This is a genomic window from Microvirga yunnanensis, assembly GCF_025460875.1.
The window spans coordinates 62,066-76,621 of record NZ_JAMXFI010000013.1; the positions used below are offsets into that span (position 1 = coordinate 62,066).

Here is a 14,556-nt window from a genome sequence, read left to right on the forward strand (position 1 = left end):
TGCCGTCCCCCCTCATTGCGCCTTGGCCTTAAGCCCCTTATTGAGTCCCGACCCTGAGTCGGCGCGCCTTGAACGCGCTTTTTGATGAGGTGATGCATGGCGCGGGACGTATCCGATACGACCCCCATTGGTGCGCGGTCGGAGCTCGTGGAATGGATCGCCTCCGGCGAGAAGCCGCGCGAGGCCTGGCGGCTCGGCACCGAACACGAGAAGATTCCCTTCTACACGGCCGATGCCTCGCCGGTTCCCTATGACGGGGACCGGGGCATCCGCGCGCTCCTGGACGGGTTGCAGGCGCGCACCGGCTGGGAACCGATCATGGAGGACGGCCGTCCCATCGGCCTGGCCGACGAGACCGGCGGCGGCGCGATCTCTCTCGAACCGGGCGGACAGTTCGAGCTGTCGGGAGCCCCGCTCGCGACGCTGCACGACACGGCCCGCGAGACGGCGCAGCATCTCGCCGACGCGAAGGCAGTGGGCGAGGGGCTCGGGCTCGGCTTCCTGACCCTCGGGATGAGCCCGCTCTGGACCCGGGCCCAGACCCCCGTGATGCCGAAGGCGCGCTACCGCATCATGACCGACTACATGCCGAAGGTCGGCTCGCTCGGCCTCGACATGATGTACCGCACGTCCACCGTGCAGGTGAACATGGACTACGCGTCCGAGGCCGACATGGTGAAGAAGCTGCGCGTCTCGCTGGCGCTCCAGCCCGTCGCGGCCGCGATCTTCGCCAACTCGCCCTTCACCGAGGGCAGGCCCAACGGCTACCTGTCCATGCGCTCCGCCATCTGGCTCGACACCGACCGCGACCGGACCGGCATGATGGCCTTCGCGTTCGAGGACGGCTTCGGCTACGAGCGCTATGTGGACTGGGTGCTCGACGTGCCGATGTACTTCGTCAAACGCGGCGAGACCTATCACGACGTGGCGGGCTCCTCCTTCCGGGACCTCTTCGCGGGCCGGCATCCCCAGTTGCCGGGCGAATACGCGACGCACTCGGACTGGGCCAACCACGTGTCGACCGTGTTTCCCGAGGTGCGCCTCAAGCGCTATCTCGAGATGCGCGGCGCCGACGTGGGCAACCTCGAGCACATCGTGGCCCTCTCGGCCTTCTGGACCGGGCTCCTCTACGACGAGGCCGCCCTCGACGGGGCCTGGGACCTGGTGAAGGCCTGGACCGCCCAGGAGCGCGAGCAGCTGCGCGCCGACGTGCCCAGGCAGGCCCTCAAGGCCCGCATCGCCGGCCGGTCCGTGCAGGACGTCGCCCGCGACGCCCTGGCGCTCGCCCGCGCCGGCCTCCAGCGCCGCGGCCAGCGGGACGGTTCCGGCCGCGACGAGACCCGCCATCTCGCCTATGCGGAAGAGATCGCCGCCTCCGGCCGCACCCAGGCCGAGCGCCTGCTGGAGCTTTACCATGGGGCATGGAACGGCTCGGTCCTGCCGGCCTTCCGGGACTGCGTGTTCTAGAAAAGCAAGGGGCGGCAGGCGCGCTGCCGCCCCTGACCCTCTTGCCGCAAGGGGGAGCGTGGCTGACCTTCCTCGGGGACTTTTACCTCGCCTCTACTTAATATAATAACGTTCAAATCAATGCTCGGTCCGACGCCGTTGCTTGGGGACCGGAGGCCGGTCTCCTCGTCAGGACGGGCGAGAAAGATGAACGATGGCCGGCCCGCAAATCCTCAACCTCGCATCGGGTTCCATTCTCCGTAAGCCCGGGGACACGATCGCCATCGATCAGGGCGCGGACGCGATCGTCGTCGAAGGCGATCATCCCCTCCGGTATCTCGCATTCTATTTCGACGCCGCAGAGCCGACCGATGTTCTCGGGGTCCACACCGCGGCCGGGGAGGTCGAGTTGCCGGACGGCCTTGCCGTGGGCAAGACGATCCTCGTTGCAAGCATCGAAATCGGAATCGTCATTTCTGCCGATCCATATGCCCTCGAGTTCGAGTTCAACGGCAACGCAACGGCGGCGCTGATCGAGACGCTGATCCATTCGCTGACCTATCGGGACGCTTCGACCGGAACGCCATTCACGATCAGCCGGACCCTGAAGGTTGCCTTGATCGACGATACCGACGCTGTTGCTGAGGTCGATCTCATCGTAGGCGACATTGTCCAGGGAGGTGCCGGGGACGACACCCTCACGGCCAATGGAGATGCGATCGGCGCAGGAGACGAACTGGATGGAGGAGCAGGCAATGATACTCTCGCCCTGACCGGGGGATACTACCGGCTCGATCTCATGAACAAGCTTACGGGCATCGAAACCCTCGAAGGCTCGTCAATGAGCGATTCCATCTATCTCAAAAGCGAGCAGTTGCAGGGGCTCACGCGGATCGACGGAAACGGCGGAGGTGTCACAGGGGATGCGCTGTTCATCCAAGGCACGGATATCGATCTGACCGGCAAGACGATTTCAGGCTTCGACATCAATCTCCGATCCGACCTTGCCGAGATCACGGTCGATGATGTCGATCTGGCGCAGCGCGTTTTCGGATATGCCACCGACAATGACACGCTGATCCTGACAACCGGGACGCTCACCGACGATCAACGCATGTTGATCCATCGGCACGGGATCGACACGATCGTCACCCTCGACGGTCACCCTCCGACGACCCATCATGCCCCTCAGCTCACGGCCTTCGGGGAAGGCGCCGTCCACGCGGAGCGGAGCACGCTGACCTTTCTCGATGCAGGCCGGAACGCCGGTCTCAGCGCCGATGATGGCCTCATCAAAACGCTGAGCGTATTTCTCCTAGGCGATGACCCGCACGAGCGATTGGGGATTGATGCGTCGAACGGCATTTCGCTCGTCGGCTCCGCCTCATCCGGACAGAAAATCTTTGTCGATGGAGTCCATATCGGCGAGTTCTACGACAACGCCATCACCATCAGCGTCTATTTCAACGAAAATGCATCGCCTGAGCGTGTGCAGAAGGTCGTCCAATCTCTGACCTATCGCAACGACGGTGAGGGTGGGGCCGGCACACGGCGGCTCTTCGTCATCCTGGACGATCCCGGGGGCCGTCAAAAGGTCGTGCAGCTTGACATCGACCTCGCGGCGAGCGTCCCGTCGGACCCAAACCAGTCGCCGACGGACATTTCACTGCAAGGCTCGTCCGTCCTCGAGCTGGCGGCGAACGGCACCAAGGTTGGCGACCTCTCGGCCGTGGATGCGCCCGGCAGCACCTTCACGTTCCAGATCCGCAAGGCGGACGGGACCTGGGGGACCTCCGACGGGCGCTTCATGGTCGAAGGCAGCCAGCTCAAGGTGGCGAACGGGCTTCTGCTCGATTACGAGCAGGCGCGCTCCCACACGATCCGGATCAAGGTCACGGACGGCGGCGGCCTCAGCTCCGAGACAGACGTCGTCGTCACGGTCGGGGACGTCGAACGCGAGAAGGCCGTCGGGTCGGCCGGGAGCGACACGCTGGTCGGCGGTGCGGGGGACGACATCCTGAACGGCATGGCCGGAGCGGATGTGCTCTCGGGGGGCGCCGGGAACGACGTCTACTATGTCGACGACAATGGGGACGAAGTGATCGAGGCCGCGGCGGGCGGCGCGGCCGACGAGGTCGTCACCAGCATCAGCTACACCCTGGCGGCTTATGTCGAGCACCTCACGGCGAGCGGCTCCCAGGCCATCAGGCTGACCGGCAACGATCTCTCCAACCGGATCAAGGGCAATGCCGCCGGCAACGCCATCAGCGGCGGCAAGGGCGACGACACCCTCGCGGGCGGCGCGGGCAACGACACGCTCGACGGCGGCGACGGCAAGGACGTGTTCCTGTTTGACACCGCCCCGGCGCGATCCGGCAACAAGGACAAGATCGTCGGTTGGAGCGCCAAGCACGATACGATCGAGCTGGAGAACGCCGTCTTCAAGGCCCTGAAGAAGACGGGCGGGCTCAACAAGGCCTCTTTCGTGAAGGCCGCCAAGGCGCTCGACGGCAACGATTACGTCGGGTACGACGCCAAGTCGGGCAATCTCTGGTACGACCACAACGGCAGCAAGGCTGGCGGCCAGGTCGTCTTCGCCCATATCGGGGCACACAAAGCCATCACGGCCGGCGACTTCCTCGTGATCTGACGCTCGTTCACGCGATGGCCGGGCCTGTCCTGGCCATTCTGACGCGGAAAGGTACGGCACTTCTCACGATCGGGATCACCGGGACAGGCCCGGTGATGACGTTGAGGCGGTCAGGACCGACGATGCCGATCCGGCTCAGGCGGCCTTGGCGGTCGCGACGCGGTTGCGGCCGTCCTGCTTGGCCTTGTAGAGCGCATCGTCCGCCAGCGCGATCAGGTCCGCCGGACCGATGCGGGACCGGTCCAGGCTCGGAATCCGGGTCGCGCTCCCGATGCTGACCGTGAGGATTCGGGACGGGAAGCTCGCCTCGTGGCGCATGCGAAGCGCCTCGACCTTGGCCCGGATGTCCTCGGCCACGAGGGCCGCGCCGACTTCGTCGAGATCCGGCAGGAGCACCACGAGCTCCTCGCCGCCGTAGCGGGCCGCCAGGTCGCCCGGCCTGCGGGCCGCGCTGGCCACCGCCTTCGCGAGGGTGCGCAGGCATTCGTCGCCAGCCGGGTGGCCGTAGATGTCGTTGTAGGCCTTGAACTGGTCCACGTCGATGAGCAGCAGGGAGACCGGCGACTTCTCCCGAGACGCGCGGAGCCACTCCGTCTCGAGCTGTTTGTCGAACATGCGCCGGTTGGCCAGCCCCGTCAGGCCGTCGGTGACGGCGAGCACGGAGAGTTCGGCCTCCGTCTCCTCGCGCCGGCGCAGCTCCGCCGCCAAGGCCCAGCCGAGCGTGGCCAGCGTGGCGACGAGCAGGCCGATGACGACGGTGCGGAAGACGAATTCCCGGTTCCAGTCCGCCAGGGCCTCGTCCCGGCCCACGGACGCGAGGACGCCGATGGGGAAGATGTGATTGCGGTGGTAGCCGCCCATCCGGGCCACGTTATCGAACGGCGAGACGTAGTCGTAGGCGCCGGAACCTCGCTTCTCCTTGAAGAGAGGATCGTTCGAGATGCTCGATCCGATGGCGCGCTCGATGTAGGGATAGCGCGACAGGATCGTCCCGTCCTTGTGGATGAGCGTGATGCTCCCCTGCGTCCCGACATCGAACCGGCCGAAGAAATTGGCGAAATAGCGCGGGGGAATGCTGGCCTGAACGACCCCGCCGAAGCTGCCGTCCGGCTTGTCGATGCGGCGCGACAGGGTCAGCACCCAGTCGCCCCCGAGCGGGTCGCGGATCAGGGGCCCCAGGAACCAGTCGCTGCTGGTGGATTCCCTGTGGTGCCGGAAGAACGTCTGCGCTTCCACGCTCGCCTTGCCCCGGTGCCCGGGCAGGGAGCTGGTCAGGAGGAAGCCGTCGTCCCCATAGACCGACAGGGCCTTGATGCGCTGCAGGGACTGCACCCGCTCGACCAGGAAAGTATCCAGCCTCTTGACCGCGTTGGGCAGCACGCCGCCCATCTCGACCCGGTCCACCACGTCCACCAGCAGGGCGTCCGCGACCTCGAAGGTGTCCTCGGCATGCTGGACGAGCGATTTGGCGAGGTTCACCGTCTCGGCGCTGATCCGGGCGGTTTCCTGCTCCCGCTCGCTCCAGTCGCGCCAGCCCTCCAGGCCTACGATCACGAGGCAGACCACGGCCACGAAGGCCTTGAGCCCTCGCGCCGCCGATTTCGGCCTGATGTGAGCGAATGCAGTCATGATCCCCCAACCATAAATGCCGGGGCTAGCCTGAGGCTAACTTGAGGCCGAGGATCCCGGCCACGATCAAGCCGATGCAGGCCAGGCGCATCACGGTGGCGGGCTCGCCGAAGAGCACGATGCCGAGAATGGCCGTTCCAACCGTGCCGATCCCGGTCCAGACCGCATAGCCGGTCCCGACCGGGAGGGTTTTCAGCGCAATGCCGAGCAGCACCACGCTGATGATCATGCTCACGGCCGTGAGAACGGACGGGACCAGGCGGGTGAAGCCGTCCGTGTATTTCAGCCCGATCGCCCAGCCGATCTCGAACAAACCGGCAAGACCGAGCCAAGTCCATGCCATGACAGGACCTCCGTCATTGGCAGGGCCGTCCCCACCGGGGTCATGAAGGTGTGAGGTCGTCCTCACCCCTCCGAATATAGAGGGTCGGGAAAACCTTCTCAATATGGTCCGGGCGCGGCCGAAGGTCTGTCTGCCGGCTTAGTTACCGGGTTCTTCCGCGGGCTGGCCGGAGCGGCCGAGGGACGCCAGGGGGTTGAAGGGGGCATAGATCTGGTGCTTCCACGAATCGCCGCAATTGATGCAGATCGACCGGATCATATGGTCGCTCTCCTCGAGCCGCCTGAGCAGCCTCGCCTGGCGCTCCGTCGCTTCGTTGGCCTCGGCTTCGTAGCCGGAGGGCCGGACGGTCAGCTGCAGGGCCTTGCCGTCCGGCGCCTCCTGGGCGAAGGCGGGGCCGGCCAGGAGAAGGAGGCTGACGGTCAGGGCGAGGCGGGTCATTCAGGATCCTGCGGCTGATTTGGGTCTCTCCCCACAGGACTCCAGGAGACAGTGTTTCGTCAAGGCTTCAGGCCCCGGCTGAGACCTTTGGCAGCGCCGGATCCGCCCGGCGCCGCGTTCGTTCGGACTGCGGGCGGTTCGCGTCAGATCTGCCGGACCGCGCCCTTGGCCGCGCTGGTGGCGAGCATCGCGTAGGCCTTGAGGGCCGCCGAGACCTTGCGCTTGCGCGGGGCGGCCGGCTGCCAGCCCTTCGCCTGCTGGGCGGCGCGGCGCCGCTCCAGCTCGGCCTCGTCGACGGCGAGGTGAATGCGGCGGTTCGGGATGTCGATCTCGATCCGGTCGCCGTCCTGGACGAGCCCGATGGTGCCGCCCTCAGCGGCTTCCGGCGAGACGTGGCCGATGGACAGGCCCGAGGTGCCGCCGGAGAAGCGCCCGTCGGTGATGAGCGCGCAGGCCTTGCCCAGGCCCTTCGACTTCAGATAGCTCGTCGGATAGAGCATCTCCTGCATGCCGGGGCCGCCGCGCGGGCCCTCGTAGCGGATCACCACCACGTCGCCGGCCTTCACCTTGCCGTTGAGGATGCCGCTCACCGCGTCGTCCTGGCTCTCGAACACGATGGCGGGCCCCGAGAACACCAGGATGCTCTCGTCGACGCCGGCGGTCTTCACGATGCAGCCGTCGAGAGCGAGGTTCCCGGACAGGACCGCGAGGCCGCCGTCCTTCGAGAAGGCGTGGTCCTTGTCGCGGATCGTGCCGGCGGCCCGGTCCATGTCGACGCTGTCGTAGCGGCTCTCCTGGCTGAAGGCGACCTGGGTGGGCACGCCGCCGGGGGCGGCGCTGAAGAACTCGTGCACGGCGTGGCTGTTGGTGCGGCGAACGTCCCAGCGGTCGAGGGCGGTCTTCAGGGATTCGGAATGGACCGTCGGCACGGAGGTGTCGAGCAGGCCGGCGCGGTCGAGCTCGCCCAGGATGCCCATGATGCCGCCGGCCCGGTGCACGTCCTCCATGTGGACGTTGGCGACCGCGGGGGCGACCTTGCAGAGCACCGGCACCCGGCGCGACAGGCGGTCGATGTCCGCCATGGTGAAGTCGACCTCGGCCTCGTGGGCGGCGGCCAGGAGGTGCAGCACCGTGTTGCTCGACCCGCCCATGGCGATGTCGAGGGTCATGGCGTTCTCGAAGGCCGCGAAGGAGGCGATCGCCCGCGGCAGCACGCTGGCGTCGTCCTGCTCGTAATGGCGGCGGGCGAGGTCGACGATCAGGTGGCCGGCCTCCACGAAGAGGCGGCGCCGGTCGGCATGGGTGGCGAGCGTCGAGCCGTTGCCGGGCAGCGACAGGCCGAGCGCCTCCGTGAGGCAGTTCATGGAATTGGCCGTGAACATGCCCGAGCACGAGCCGCAGGTGGGGCAGGCCGAGCGCTCGATGACCTTGATGTCTTCTTCCGCCACCCGGTCGTCGGCCGCCGCCACCATGGCGTCCACCAGGTCGAGCTTCCTGGTCACGCCGTTGAGCACGACCTTGCCGGCCTCCATCGGGCCGCCGGAGACGAACACCACCGGGATGTTGAGCCGCAGGGCCGCCATCAGCATGCCGGGCGTGATCTTGTCGCAATTGGAGATGCACACCATGGCGTCGGCGCAATGGGCGTTGACCATGTATTCCACGGAATCGGCGATCAGCTCCCGCGAGGGCAGGGAATAGAGCATGCCGTCGTGGCCCATGGCGATGCCGTCGTCGACCGCGATGGTGTTGAACTCCTTGGCGACGCCGCCCGCCTTCTCGATCTCCCGCGCCACGAGCTGGCCGAGGTCCTTGAGGTGGACGTGGCCCGGCACGAACTGGGTGAAGGAGTTCACCACGGCGATGATCGGCTTGCCGAAGTCGGAATCCTTCATGCCCGTGGCCCGCCAGAGGCCGCGGGCTCCCGCCATGTTGCGGCCATGTGTGGTGGTGCGAGAACGATAGGCTGGCATGGTTTCCTCTCAAAAACTTGCTGCTTTGTTCGACTGAAATTGCGAAACTTGCAAGGAAAATTGCCATTCCTTGTGGTCGCGCCTGCTTTGCCGCAATGGAATTGCCGAGGCTTGGCGGGCCGCACGTCATGGCCGGGCCTGTCCCGGCCATCCCGATCCGGTGAGGCGCGGCGCTTGTCATGCTCGGGATCACCGGCACAGGGCCGGTGATGACATGAGGGGCCCGCACCGATCCCAGGCTGCAACGCCTTGAGCCCGAAGAACGTTGTCCTGCTCAAAGCCCCCGAACGAGGCAGGACCGAGCCATGCTGAGCAAAGCCGAACTGGATGCCCCGGCCCATCTGCAATACGAGCCGATCGGCACGGCCGGCCAGGGTCATCCGAGCGACGTAAGGGAATTCGCCACCCTGCGCGAGGCAATCCACTGGGCCATGAACAATGAGCCGCCGGCCGGCATGGAGGCGGTGATCCGCGCGGCCTCCGGGGCGGTGCTCGGGCCGCGGCACCTGGAGGAGATCTGGTCAAGCCTCCAGGGCCCTTAAACCCACCCCAGGCTCAGGGCCCCGACGGCCAGATACCGTCCCGCCTTGGCCAGCGCCACGAGCGGGATGAAGACCCGCAGGGGTTCGCGCATCACGCCCGCCACGATGGTGAGCGGGTCGCCGACGACCGGCAGCCAGCTCAGGAGCAGCGTCCAGCGCCCGTAACGGTGGTACCAGCCTTCGGCCTTCGCCATCTGCCGGCGTTTCACCGGAAACCAGGCCCGGTCCTCGAAACGGGCGAAGAAGCGGCCCAGGAACCAGTTCACGATGGAGCCGAGGATGTTGCCCACGCTCGCCACGAGGATGAGCAGCCACCAGGGATAATGCTCGGCCACCAGCATGGCGAAGAGCACGGCCTCCGACTGGAACGGGAAGATGGTGGCCGAGAGGAAGGCCGCGGCGAACAGGGCGCCGTATTCGGCAAGGTGGGGCATGGGGCGGGACGGTCGGACCGGGTGCGAGGGGCGCAAAGGTTCAGGCCTCGCGCCGAGGCCTGAACGGCGCGGGATCTATCATGGTTCCGCCGTTCCGCCGAGCCGGATGCGAACGCCTCCGCCGACGCTACATCCGGTCGCTGAACGTGCCGTGCTGGGCCCGCGGGTTGAGGCGCGCGAAATCGTCGCCCTTCACGTGAACCAGCGTGGCGTGGTCGCCGCCTTCGAAATAGACGTCCGGCTGGCGTTCCATGCTGTTCTCGACGATGACGTCGAGGCCGTAGCACGTGCCGACGGGCGGAATGGCGCCACGGTCGCAGTCGCGGAACACCTCGACGATCTCATCCTCGGAGGCGAGGCGCAGCTCCTGGCCGAGTTCCGTCTTGAGGTCGGACAGGCGCAGGTGATGAGAGGCCGGCAGTACGGCCAGCATGTAGCTCTGGCCGTTGCTGAGCATGATGCCCTTGGCCAGCCGGTCGCCCGGCACGTGCCCGGCATGGGCCGTGCCCAGCGAGGTCATGGCCGGTTCGTGCGCGATCAGATCGTAGCTGATCCCCTGATCGGACATGTAGCGTTGAAGGGTGGGCGCGATCGTCATGACAACCTCCTGTGGGACGAGGATGCTCGCATGCCGGGAGGGCGGCTCGACTGACACACCGTCGCTTCGGGCAGCGCGGTTGCTTGGAAACATCCCGATGGTACACCTGGGTCAAGTGGGCTTCAATCGACAGAAGGCTGCGACCGAGAACATTGTCGGTGAAGGGAGCGGCCCGCCTGCCGGTCATGTGGTGCCATCACCGGCCCTGCGCTGACACTTACACCCCGGACTTGCACCCCGGACTTGCACCCCGGACTTGCACCCCGGACTTGCTCCCCGTCCCAAGGTTCACTACCAACGGCGCATCTCGTTTCCACGCCGGCCCGCCATGCATCGTTCGCGCGGAGGCGCCGAGACATCTCTTTCGGGAAGACCTCTCTTGGACCAGTTCGACGTGGTGGTGATCGGCGCAGGGGCCGCCGGGATGATGTGCGCGGCGGAGGCCGGCAAGCGCGGCCGTTCCGTGCTCGTCCTCGATCACGCGGCCAAGCCGGGCGAGAAGATCCGCATTTCCGGCGGCGGACGCTGCAACTTCACCAATCTCAACGCCGCGCCGGCCAACTTCCTCTCGCAGAATCCAAGCTTCGCCATCTCGGCCCTGCGCCGCTACACGCAGCGAGATTTCGTCGCCCTCGTAGAGCGCTACCGCATCGCCTATCACGAGAAGACCCTGGGTCAGCTCTTCTGCGACGGTTCGTCGAGGCAGATCGTCGATCTGCTCCTGACCGAGATGCGTCAGGCGAACGCTCAGCTGCGGCTCTCGACCTCCGTCGCGACGGTCGAGAAGACGTCGGACGGGTTTGCGCTCACGCTCTCGCAGGGCGCGGTGCGATGCCGGTCTCTCGTGGTCGCCACCGGCGGGAAGTCGATCCCGAAGATGGGCGCCACCGGGTTCGGCTACGATCTCGCGCAGCAATTCGGCCTGCCCATCGTCGAGACGCGGCCGGCCCTCGTGCCGCTCACCCTGGAGCCCTCCATGCTGGAGCGCCTCGCGCCGCTGGCGGGCGTGTCGGTCGACGCGGTGGCGGGCTGCGGGAAGACGACTTTCGCCGAGGCCATGCTGTTCACCCATCGCGGCCTGAGCGGACCGGCGATCCTGCAGATCTCCTCCTACTGGCGTGAGGGGGACGAGATCGTGCTGTCCATGCTGCCGGGCGTCGACCTGTTCGAGGAACTGCGCGCCGCCCGCGCGCAGAACGGCCGGCAGGCGCTTCAGACCGCCCTGTCCGCCCTCCTGCCCAAGCGCCTCGCGCAACTCGTCGCCGAAACCGAGAAGGGGCCGGCCAACCTGGCCGATCATTCCGACAAGCGGCTCCGGGCCATCGCCGAGGCCGTCAACCGCTGGCGCTTCAAGCCGGCCGGATCGGAGGGCTATCGGACCGCCGAGGTGACGCTCGGGGGCGTGGATACGCGCCACCTCGATTCCCGGACCATGGAAGCCAAGGCGGTGCCCGGCCTCTACTTCATCGGCGAGGTGGTGGACGTCACCGGCTGGCTCGGCGGGTACAATTTCCAATGGGCATGGTCGTCCGGCTGGTGCGCCGGACAGGCGGCCTGATCGCGGGACACTGGCCGTGCCCGTCCGCCTGTGTTCTCCCCTGGCCCTGTGCTATGCTCGCGGGGTCGAACTCCACGGGGGAGGGTCGCATGCATTCGGGCATGGTCCTCATCTGGATCGGTGCGCTGCTCATCGTGGCCGGGATCGTGCTCGCGGCAGGCCGGGTTCTCTGGAAGGGCCGCCTGAGCGACCCGCATCGCCTGGGCCCGGCGGAGGGCGGCGCCACCCTGGAGCCGCGGGAGCGGGCGCGCTCCCTGCATCCCAGGCACCATTGGCCCAGCATCGCCCTGGTGGCGCTCGGCATCGTGCTCATGCTGGCCGAAGCGGCCGTGTGACGGGCCCTCCGACGGCGTCGAAACGGTGCTTCGCATCTCGAAAGAGGTAGAGCGGGGCAGTTTTTGCCGGGTTGCGCTTGCCTCAGGCCACGGTTCGGGCAACGATCCGGCCATGAAGCCGCTCTCGCTCCTCCTGGCTGCCGGCCTTCTCCTGATGCCTGCCGGCGTCGGCGCCTCTCCCATGCTGCTGGTGGACGCGTCCACGGGCGACGTTCTCGCCGCCCAGGAGGCGACCCGCTCCTGGCATCCCGCATCGCTCACCAAGATGATGACGGCGCATCTCGCCCTCTCGGCGGTCCGCGCCGGCCAGGTCAGCATGGACACGTCCGTGGTCATGAGCGCGAAGGCGGCGTCCCAGGCCCCCACGAAGCTCGGCATCCCGCCGGGCACGTCCCTGAGGCTCGAGGACGCGATCACGGTCATGATGGTCAAGAGCGCCAACGACGTCACCTTCGCGGTCGCGGAGGCCATCGGCGGCAGCGAGGAGGCGTTCGTGGCCGCCATGAACGCGGAGGCGCGGCGCCTCGGCATGACCGGGACGCGGTTCGTCAACCCGACCGGCCTGCACGACGACCGCCAGGTGACCAACGCGCGGGACATGGCCGTGCTCATGATGGTGCTCCTGAGCTACCACGGCGACCACATGGACCTGCTCAGGACCCCGTCGATCACCGTCAACGGCCGGATGCTCAAGAACACCAACAAGCTGGTGGAGGATTACGCGGGGCTCGAAGCCTCGAAGACCGGCTTCGTCTGCGCCTCCGGATTCAACGTGGCGGTCTCGGCCCTGCGCGGGGACAGGCGCGTCGTCGGCGTGGTGCTCGGATCGCCGAGCGCCGCGACCCGGACGCTGGTCATGCGGGACCTGCTCAACACCGGCCTGTCGGACGGGGCGAGCCCCGTCGGCAATCTGCGCACCATGAAGGCCGCAGGACCTGCCCCGGCGGCGGATCTGCGCCGCCTCAAATGCGGCCGGCAGGATCCGGCGCGCCTGGAAGCGAGGGCTGCCGCGGGGACGGTCGCGAAACGCACCGAGATTCAGCCGCTCCGCTGACGATCAGCGCTCAACGATGCGCCGCTTCAAGGGATGAGCATGGGACAATCGGGCGGGACGGCAAGAGGCGGGTGATAACCGGCCGGCCATGACGGGGCGAGGTTTGCGCGAACCGGATGTTCATCCTCCCACGTCATCACCGGGCTTGTCCCGGTGATCTCGATGCGAGAGGCGCCGCGCTCTTCCGATCGGGATGGCCGGCACAAGGCCGGCCATGACGTGCGGAGGGTGGCGGGAAGGGCGGAGGTTGTCATCACCGGGCTTGTCGCGGTGATCTCGACCGGAAGACCGCCGAGCGTATCGTGTGGACGAAAGCGGGTCACTGACGCGGCCCTCTGGGTCCGTCCGATGCGCTAGGCAGCCGACGGCCTGTCGACGGGCAGGGATTCCAGTGCGCCGGCCTCGTCGATGCGCCGCACGAGATCGTCCACTTCCTCTTCCGTCTGGTAGATGCCGAAACCGATGCGCAGGCGCTGGCCGCGCACGTCGCTCACCACGCGCAATTCCGCGAGGTCGCGATGGATCGTCTGCGCTTCGGGGGTCCGGAAGGTGAGGAAGTTGCCGCGCCGCATCTCGTCCGCCGGCACCACGAGGGAAGCGTGCTCGAACAGGGCGGACGCCTCGATGCGGCGCAGGAAATGCTGCTGAAGCGCCTTCGCATGGGCGTGGATGATGCCGGGCGTGATGCCCTCATCCGCGAGCCAGCGCATCACCGCGTTGAAGCGGTAGAGGCCCGAGGGGTCGAAGGTGGCGCCCATGAAGCGCCAGCCGTCGTGGCTGTAGCCGACCTGTCCGCCCTGCGCGTTGGTGAGGTTGCCGAAGGCCGCGTACCAGCCCGTGTCGCGCGGGCGCGGGCCCCAGCCCGGCGGGCAATGCATGAAGCACGCGCCTTCGCCGGCCATGGCGTATTTGTATCCTCCGGCGATGTAGAACACACGTTCCGCGATGCCGCCGAGATCCGTCGGCCGCGCCATGAAGCCGTGATAGCCGTCGATCACGATCATGGCGCCGTCGCAGGCGCATTCGGCGAGCCTGCGGCCATCCGGCGCGAAGCCGGAATTGAAGAAGACCTGGCTGACGAACACGAGGTCGTAGCCGTCCTGGGCGGCCGTGAAGAAGCGGTCCTCGAAGGTCGTGAAGGGCTCCGCCGGCACCCGCGTGACGGCCACGACCCGCTCCTCCTCCAGGCGGGCGATCTGGCGCGTGAAGGAGTGGAACTCGCCGTCCGATGTCAGGATCCGGACCGGGCGGTCCCCCGGGAAGCAGGAGAGGATGCGCTTGAGGAATTCGTGGGTGTTGGGCGCGACCGCGATGGTGGACGGATCGGGCAGGTTGAGGTGCCCGGCCACATGGCCGCGATACTCGTCGAGGACCGGACCCAGGACATGCTCCCACTTGTCGTCCATGAGCCGGGCCGCATCGTCCCAGGCCTGGAGCTGCGCGTCCCGCGTCACGTCGGGCCAGGGGTGGTGGCTGTGGGCCGCGAAATGCAGGCGGTCCGGCTCGGTGTTGAGGAAGCGGGAGAAATGCTGGCGAAGATCAAGCATGGCGCATCC

General features: G+C 67.2%; 13 protein-coding genes. 6 read left to right on the plus strand and 7 right to left on the minus strand.

Annotated elements, in window-relative coordinates; all coding sequences use genetic code 11:
• The first annotated feature begins 96 nt into the window (after positions 1-96).
• Together NF876_RS09205 and NF876_RS09210 are read left to right on the plus strand one after the other, a co-directional pair.
• A complete protein-coding gene (locus NF876_RS09205; protein WP_262268496.1) occupies positions 97-1,467 on the plus strand; it encodes a glutamate--cysteine ligase in 1,371 nt (456 codons plus the stop codon).
• Between the two features lie 193 nt (positions 1,468-1,660).
• Positions 1,661-4,096: a hypothetical protein gene (locus tag NF876_RS09210; protein WP_262268497.1), complete on the plus strand. Its 2,436-nt coding sequence runs from the start codon at positions 1,661-1,663 to the stop codon at positions 4,094-4,096.
• A gap of 135 nt (positions 4,097-4,231) precedes the next feature.
• Here NF876_RS09210 and NF876_RS09215 read toward each other — a convergent pair whose 3' ends face one another.
• The 4 genes from NF876_RS09215 to ilvD all read right to left on the minus strand — a co-directional run bounded on the left by NF876_RS09215 (position 4,232) and on the right by ilvD (position 8,479).
• Positions 4,232-5,725: a sensor domain-containing diguanylate cyclase gene (locus tag NF876_RS09215; RefSeq protein ID WP_262268498.1), complete on the minus strand. Its 1,494-nt coding sequence runs from the start codon at positions 5,723-5,725 to the stop codon at positions 4,232-4,234.
• Between the two features lie 25 nt (positions 5,726-5,750).
• Positions 5,751-6,068, minus strand: a complete 318-nt coding sequence (gene sugE / locus NF876_RS09220) for a quaternary ammonium compound efflux SMR transporter SugE (protein WP_262268499.1) — start codon at positions 6,066-6,068, stop codon at positions 5,751-5,753.
• 138 nt (positions 6,069-6,206) lie between these two features.
• Positions 6,207-6,506: a hypothetical protein gene (locus tag NF876_RS09225; RefSeq protein ID WP_262268500.1), complete on the minus strand. Its 300-nt coding sequence runs from the start codon at positions 6,504-6,506 to the stop codon at positions 6,207-6,209.
• Between the two features lie 143 nt (positions 6,507-6,649).
• Complete coding sequence (gene ilvD, locus NF876_RS09230; protein WP_262268501.1) at positions 6,650-8,479, minus strand: dihydroxy-acid dehydratase; 1,830 nt, start codon at positions 8,477-8,479, stop codon at positions 6,650-6,652.
• A gap of 305 nt (positions 8,480-8,784) precedes the next feature.
• On the opposite strand from ilvD, the gene NF876_RS09235 reads away from it, so the two are divergent.
• Positions 8,785-9,021, plus strand: a complete 237-nt coding sequence (locus NF876_RS09235; protein WP_262268502.1) for a hypothetical protein — start codon at positions 8,785-8,787, stop codon at positions 9,019-9,021.
• Here NF876_RS09235 and NF876_RS09240 read toward each other — a convergent pair.
• Positions 9,018-9,455, minus strand: a complete 438-nt coding sequence (locus NF876_RS09240; RefSeq protein ID WP_262268503.1) for a YqaA family protein — start codon at positions 9,453-9,455, stop codon at positions 9,018-9,020. The two genes, NF876_RS09235 and NF876_RS09240, sit on opposite strands and share 4 nt — an antisense overlap.
• Before the next feature lie 127 nt (positions 9,456-9,582).
• Positions 9,583-10,053, minus strand: coding sequence for an aminoacyl-tRNA deacylase (locus NF876_RS09245; RefSeq protein WP_262268504.1), 471 nt, complete (start codon positions 10,051-10,053; stop codon positions 9,583-9,585).
• Positions 10,054-10,432: 379 nt separating this feature from the next.
• On the opposite strand from NF876_RS09245, the gene NF876_RS09250 reads away from it, so the two are divergent.
• The 3 genes from NF876_RS09250 to NF876_RS09260 all read left to right on the plus strand — a co-directional run bounded on the left by NF876_RS09250 (position 10,433) and on the right by NF876_RS09260 (position 13,000).
• Positions 10,433-11,611: a BaiN/RdsA family NAD(P)/FAD-dependent oxidoreductase gene (locus NF876_RS09250; RefSeq protein ID WP_262268505.1), complete on the plus strand. Its 1,179-nt coding sequence runs from the start codon at positions 10,433-10,435 to the stop codon at positions 11,609-11,611.
• A gap of 89 nt (positions 11,612-11,700) precedes the next feature.
• On the plus strand, positions 11,701-11,946 hold the full coding sequence (locus NF876_RS09255; protein WP_262268506.1) for a hypothetical protein: 246 nt from the start codon (positions 11,701-11,703) through the stop codon (positions 11,944-11,946).
• Positions 11,947-12,058: 112 nt separating this feature from the next.
• Complete coding sequence (locus tag NF876_RS09260) at positions 12,059-13,000, plus strand: D-alanyl-D-alanine carboxypeptidase family protein (RefSeq protein WP_262268507.1); 942 nt, start codon at positions 12,059-12,061, stop codon at positions 12,998-13,000.
• Between the two features lie 353 nt (positions 13,001-13,353).
• Here the strand turns inward: NF876_RS09260 and NF876_RS09265 are convergent, their stop codons facing one another.
• Positions 13,354-14,547 carry an aminotransferase class V-fold PLP-dependent enzyme gene (locus NF876_RS09265; protein WP_262268508.1) on the minus strand — a complete coding sequence of 398 codons (1,194 nt, stop codon included), beginning with the start codon at positions 14,545-14,547 and terminating at the stop codon, positions 13,354-13,356.
• Between the last annotated feature and the right edge of the window lie 9 nt (positions 14,548-14,556).

Excerpts from the sequence above, each read along its gene's own strand:
- NF876_RS09215 (WP_262268498.1), bottom strand. The coding sequence starts at position 5,725 with ATGACTGCATTCGCTCACATCAGGCCGAAATCGGCGGCGCGAGGGCTC.
- NF876_RS09225 (WP_262268500.1), bottom strand. The coding sequence starts at position 6,506 with ATGACCCGCCTCGCCCTGACCGTCAGCCTCCTTCTCCTGGCCGGCCCC.
- NF876_RS09205 (WP_262268496.1), top strand. The coding sequence starts at position 97 with ATGGCGCGGGACGTATCCGATACGACCCCCATTGGTGCGCGGTCGGAG.
- NF876_RS09210 (WP_262268497.1), top strand. The coding sequence starts at position 1,661 with ATGGCCGGCCCGCAAATCCTCAACCTCGCATCGGGTTCCATTCTCCGT.
- NF876_RS09260 (WP_262268507.1), top strand. The coding sequence starts at position 12,059 with ATGAAGCCGCTCTCGCTCCTCCTGGCTGCCGGCCTTCTCCTGATGCCT.
- ilvD (WP_262268501.1), bottom strand. The coding sequence starts at position 8,479 with ATGCCAGCCTATCGTTCTCGCACCACCACACATGGCCGCAACATGGCG.
- NF876_RS09235 (WP_262268502.1), top strand. The coding sequence starts at position 8,785 with ATGCTGAGCAAAGCCGAACTGGATGCCCCGGCCCATCTGCAATACGAG.
- NF876_RS09265 (WP_262268508.1), bottom strand. The coding sequence starts at position 14,547 with ATGCTTGATCTTCGCCAGCATTTCTCCCGCTTCCTCAACACCGAGCCG.
- NF876_RS09255 (WP_262268506.1), top strand. The coding sequence starts at position 11,701 with ATGCATTCGGGCATGGTCCTCATCTGGATCGGTGCGCTGCTCATCGTG.
- NF876_RS09245 (WP_262268504.1), bottom strand. The coding sequence starts at position 10,053 with ATGACGATCGCGCCCACCCTTCAACGCTACATGTCCGATCAGGGGATC.
- sugE (WP_262268499.1), bottom strand. The coding sequence starts at position 6,068 with ATGGCATGGACTTGGCTCGGTCTTGCCGGTTTGTTCGAGATCGGCTGG.
- NF876_RS09240 (WP_262268503.1), bottom strand. The coding sequence starts at position 9,455 with ATGCCCCACCTTGCCGAATACGGCGCCCTGTTCGCCGCGGCCTTCCTC.